The 1474-nt window shown below is 74.1% G+C and carries 1 protein-coding gene; it reads left to right on the top strand.

The features are described from left to right. Positions 1 to 1474, top strand: a 1474-nt coding sequence (locus RZ50_RS28550) for a condensation domain-containing protein (protein ID WP_254803365.1), incomplete at both ends; no start/stop codon positions are given.

Genomic DNA, 1474 nt, shown 5'->3' with positions numbered 1-1474 from the left:
GCCACCTGGCCGAGCGGCTGCCGGAGTACATGGTGCCGTCGGCGTTCGTGGTGTTGGACGCGCTGCCACTGACCTCGAACGGCAAGCTCGACCGGCGGGCCCTTCCGGCCCCCGAGCAGGCTGCGGCCGCCCCTGGCCGGGCCCCGCGCACCGCGACGGAGCACCTGCTCGCCGGGCTGTTCGCCGAGGTCCTCAGGGTGTCCGAGCCCGGGTTGGACGACAGCTTCTTCGACCTCGGCGGGCACTCGCTGCTGGCCACCCGACTGGTCGCCCGGGCACGGTCGGTCCTCGGCGTGGAGCTGCGGCTGGGAGACCTGTTCGACGCGCCGACGGTGGCCGAGCTGGCGGCGGCGGTGGACGGCGCGGGCCGGGCGCGGCCGCCGTTGGGGCGGCGCGAGCGGCCCGAGGTGCTGCCGCTGTCCTTCGCGCAGCGCCGGCTGTGGTTCCTGCACCGCATGGAGGGGCCGAGCGCCACCTACAACATTCCGCTGGCGCTGCGGCTGTCGGGGGATCTCGACCGGCGGGCGCTGGAGCAGGCCCTGGCGGACGTGGTCGAGCGGCACGAGAGCCTGCGTACCGTCCTCCCGGCGATGGACGGCTCGCCGTGCCAGCGGGTGCTGGACATCGACGAGGCCCGGCCCCGGCTGCGGGTGACCGAGGCGGGACCGGACGAGCTGCCGGACCGGTTGGACGTGGCGGCCCGGTACGGCTTCGACCTCGCGGTGGAGCCGCCGCTGCGGGCCGAGCTGTTCGAGGTGTCCGTGGACGAGCACGTGCTGCTGTTGGTGGTGCACCACATCGCCGGCGACGGCTGGTCGACGGCGCCTCTGTCGCGGGACCTTGCCGCCGCCTACGCGGCGCGCGTGGAGGGAGGCAAGCCGGAGTGGTCGCCGCTGCCGGTCCAGTACGCCGACTACGCCCTCTGGCAGCGGGAGCTGCTCGGCGACGGCTCGGACCCGGACAGCCTGCTGAACGGCCAACTGGCCTACTGGAGGGAGCGGCTGACGGGCTTGCCCGGACAGGTGGAGCTGCCGTTCGACCGGCCTCGGCCGGCGGCCATGTCCCACCGGGGCGCCCAGGTGCCGGTCCGGATCGACGCCGAACTGCACCAGGGCCTGCGCGCGCTCGCCCGCGACGGCGGAGCCAGCCTCTTCATGGTGCTCCAGGCCGGAGTGGCCGCTCTGCTGGGCAAACTCGGGGCGGGCACCGATGTGCCGATCGGCATCCCGGTCGCCGGACGTACCGACGAGGCTCTGGACGAGCTGGTCGGCTTCTTCGTCAACACCCTGGTACTGCGCGCCGACCTCTCCGGCGATCCGTCGTTCACCGAACTGCTGGGCCGGGTGCGCGCCGACGCGCTGGCGGCGTACGCGCACCAGGACGTGCCGTTCGAGCACCTGGTGGAGGCGCTGAACCCGACCCGGACGCTGGCGCACCACCCGCTGTTCCAGACCATGCTCGCCCTGCAGAACGC

Origin of the sequence: Kitasatospora sp. SUK 42 (genome assembly GCF_015776785.2) — a bacterium.
GTDB lineage: Bacteria > Actinomycetota > Actinomycetes > Streptomycetales > Streptomycetaceae > Kitasatospora.
Note: the sequence above shows the minus strand (reverse complement) of the source record. Positions and strands in the feature narration are given on the sequence as shown.